A 3542-nucleotide genomic window follows, 5' to 3' on the forward strand; every position below is an offset into this window, starting at 1 on the left:
GGCGCGGCGGATGTCCTCGAGTTCCGCCTCGGTCAGCGGGTACTGGAACTGCTCGTTGCGCTCGCGCACGTCCAGGTACCGCATTTCGCGGGCGAGGTTCAGCGTCTCGTCCCACGGCAGGGCGTTCGCCGGGTCGAAGCTGGCCGCCAGTTCCTTGATTTCCTCCGGGCCGTGGAAGATTTCGTCCTCGACCACGGTCTTTTCGAGCTTGGCCGCCAGACGCAGGAACTCGTCGTTGCCCGGCAGGTTGCTCATGCACCAGTGCCAGCCGACCGAGCCGCCCTCGCCCTGGGTCATCAAAAGGCGTGACGTCCAGCGGGGCAGTTCGTTGTAAATCTTCATCCACAGCGTGATGAAGCGGTGATGCTCCGGCCACTTGCGCGCCACGATGGCGCCGGAATCGCCGTGAAAGCCGGCGCCCTGGGCGGTGAACTCGACGTTGAGGTAATGGAACGCCTCACTGTCCGGCGGCTCTGTGCCCTTGCCGAGCGTCAGGTCCAGCAGGTTCATGTAGGCCCGGTAGTGGTCGAGCTCTTCCTTCATGATCACCGCGAAGCGGTCAGCCTCACGCACGCCGATGCCGGTGCCGAGCGCCAGGCGCGCCCGGTCGGCGTACATGTTGGTGGCGCCGTACTCGCGGGCGGCCTGGATCACCACCCAGTTGATGTCGCGCTCGCGGTTGCGCTTGGCCATGTAGGCATCCACCACGCGCTGCTGGGCGGAGGCGCCCTGCGACATGATGTGCAGCGTGTCGCGGACGATATCGGCGGCGGTCGGTGTGGTCATGGTGTCTCCTCCGTTTGTCGTTATGGGCCGCTGCCCCGCCGCGTGGGCGGGGCAGCCTGCGGCGTTACAGCTCGCCGGCGCGCACCTTGGCGCACAGCTCGGCCCAGCCCTTGCCGGCCTTGACCGCGCCTTCCAGGTAATTGGCCGGGGCCGTCAGGTACGGCGGGCGGCAGGGACCGGCCTTCATCCAGCCGCTGGCGTTGATGCGCGCCTTGTCGAGCTGGATGTTGTAGCGCGAGAACTCGGCAAAGCCGCCGGGCGGCATCAGGTGGCCGATGACCGGCGCGGCGGCCGCCCACACGCGCTGCGCGGCGCTCCAGTCGCCGGTCTTGATGGCCTCGCGCACGGTGTCGCGGATGCGGATGGTCATCTCCGGGCCGCCGTTGGCGCAGGGCGACCAAAAGGCGGTGTGGAATTCCGGGTCGATGCGCGCGGCGTCCAGGTGATCGAACTCGATCGGCAGGAAGCGGATGCGCTTTTTCGACACCGCGGTATGCACCGACAGCTGGCCGATGTGGATGTACTTGCAGGTGATGACCTGCGGGATTTCCGCGACGCCGGCCCAGAACGGGGTCGGGAACTGGAACTTGAACGCCTCCGGATTGGCATACACGCAGATTGCCATCTCCGGCACCGCTTCGGCCACGTCGCGGTAGAAGCGCACCGCGTTCGGCACGTCGCACACCTGCCACATGGGCAGGCCGAGCATGGTGCCGTCGGCGCCGATGTCGCGCGCGTGCTTCAGCTGCGTGATGGTGTCGCGGGTGTTCAGCGTGGTCGTGCCGACGAAGATCGGCTTGCGCCCGCGGGCGGTTTCGACCATCACCTCCATCATTTTTTTCTTTTCTTCCCAGGTGATGGTGGCGCCTTCGCCGAAGGTGCCCTGCGCCAGGATGGCATCGACGCCGGCGTTGATGAGGCCGTCGACGGCCCGGGCGACTTCGTCGTAGTCGATGCTGTCCGCGCAGCGCCAGTCTTCGGCGTTGTCGACGGCGGGGGTCGGGATGATGGCCCAGGCGCCGTGAACGTCGTTCACGGTCAGGCGGTCGCGTCGTGCCATACGGGGAGTCCTCGAATTCAGGGAATGAACGAATATGTAAGCTTACTGCCGGCGATGCCGGCCGACCATGTGGTCGGGCGGCAGTTTAACCGGCGGTGCGGGTGAGGCATGTTCAAGAGCGTGTTCGACAAGGTGTGGGCTTTCGACTGCGAGTGGGTGCCAGACCCGGCCGCCGGGCGCGTGCTGTACAAGCTGCCGGCGGACTTGCCGGACCGCGACGTGCTGGCGCACATGTGGCAGCAGGCCGGTGCCAGCGACGACGACCCGATGCCTTTCCTGAAGACGGTCGTGTGCCGCGTGGTGTCGATTGCCGCCGTCACGCGCCAGCGTCGGCGCGACGGCAGCGTGCAGCTGCACCTGTTGTCGCTGCCGCGGGACCCGCACGACCCGACGCAGACCACGGAAAGTCAGGTCATCGGTACGTTTCTGGACGCCATCGGCGAGCACAAGCCGCAGCTGGTCGGTTTCAACTCGATCAACGCCGACCTAAAAATCCTGCTGCAGCGGGCGCTGATCAACGGCCTGTCGGCGGCCGAGTTCTGCCGTCGTCCGGACAAGCCTTGGGAGGGAATTGACTACTTCGCCCGCGGCGATGCCCACGTCGACATCAAGGACATCGTCGGCGGCTGGGGCAAGGCCACGCCCTCGCTGCACGAGCTGGCGGTGTTGTCCGGCATCCCCGGCAAGCTGGACGTGGACGGCAACGCCGTGGCCGAGCTGTGGCTCGGCGGTGAGCTCGACCGCATCGTTGCCTACAACGAGTGCGACGCGCTGACCACGTACCTGGTGTGGCTGCGCCTGGCGCACCTCGGCGGCCATTTCGACGATGCTGCCTACGCCCAGGAGCAGCGGCGCGTGCGCGAGCTCATCGAGCGCGAGGTCGCCGGCGCACGGCCGCACCTGCAGACGTTCCTGGCCGCCTGGCAGCGCCTGGGCGGCGATCAACCGAGTGCGGCCAGCGCCTGATCGAGCCGCCGCCAGTCGGCGGCCGTGCCGGGCAGGCCAAGGCGCAGGCTGGGCGGCGTCTCGAACAGGCGGGTGAGGATGCCACGCCGGGCGAGCGCCTCGTGCAGCGCGCCCGCGTGCGCCGTGCGAACCCACTGGAACAGCGCGCAGCCGCCGGCCGGCGGCAGGCCGTGCGTGGTGAGTAGAGCCGCCAGCCGGGCGCTGTCGCGGGCCAGGCGTGCCCGGGTGCGCGCGATCCAGGTCGCATCGGCGAATGCGCGTGCGGCCGCCCAGCGCGCCGGACCGGCCAGCGTCCAGGGGCCGAGCGTGTCGGCGAGGCGTGCGAGCAGGGCCGATGAGGCGAGCACGAAGCCGACTCTCGCGCCGGCCAGCCCGAAGAACTTGCCGAGCGAGCGCAGCACGATCAGCCCCGGCTGTGGACAGTGGCCGGTGAGGCTGGCCTCGGGTGTGGCGTCGATGAAGGCTTCGTCGACCACCAGCCAGCCGCCCGGCGGCAGGCGCGCGTGCAGCGCCAGCAGCTCCTGCGGCGCAAAGCGCGCGCCGGTCGGGTTGTTGGGGCTGGCGAGCACGACGACGTCGGCGTCGCGGGTATCGAGCAACGCCGCGGCCGGCAGCTCGTGCACGGCGTGACCGGCGCGGCGCCAGGCGTGGGCGTGCTCGGCATACATCGGTGCGAGCAGCGCCACGCGGCCGGGTGCACGCAGGCATGGCAGGGCCTGGATGGCGGCCT

Annotated in this window: 4 protein-coding genes; 1 reads left to right on the top strand and 3 read right to left on the bottom strand. The window is 69.1% G+C overall.

From position 1 onward, the window contains the following. Together PHC73_RS12575 and PHC73_RS12580 are read right to left on the bottom strand one after the other, a co-directional pair. Window positions 1-786 (bottom strand): hypothetical protein (locus PHC73_RS12575; protein ID WP_300128835.1); only part of this gene is annotated, 786 nt, incomplete at its 3' end. A gap of 64 nt (window positions 787-850) precedes the next feature. Beyond that, entirely contained in the window at window positions 851-1846 is a 996-nt protein-coding gene (locus PHC73_RS12580; RefSeq protein WP_300128838.1) for a dihydrodipicolinate synthase family protein, read from the bottom strand. 108 nt (window positions 1847-1954) lie between these two features. Between PHC73_RS12580 and PHC73_RS12585 the strand changes: the two genes are divergently transcribed. After that, window positions 1955-2812 (top strand): 3'-5' exonuclease, encoded by an 858-nt coding sequence (locus PHC73_RS12585; protein WP_300128841.1) that lies wholly within the window; start codon window positions 1955-1957, stop codon window positions 2810-2812. Here PHC73_RS12585 and PHC73_RS12590 read toward each other — a convergent pair. Next, window positions 2788-3542: aminotransferase class I/II-fold pyridoxal phosphate-dependent enzyme (locus PHC73_RS12590; protein ID WP_300128844.1), on the bottom strand; the 755-nt coding region annotated here is incomplete at its 5' end. The genes PHC73_RS12585 and PHC73_RS12590 overlap by 25 nt on opposite strands.

The sequence above is a fragment of the Immundisolibacter sp. genome (assembly GCF_028696615.1).
GTDB lineage: Bacteria > Pseudomonadota > Gammaproteobacteria > Immundisolibacterales > Immundisolibacteraceae > Immundisolibacter.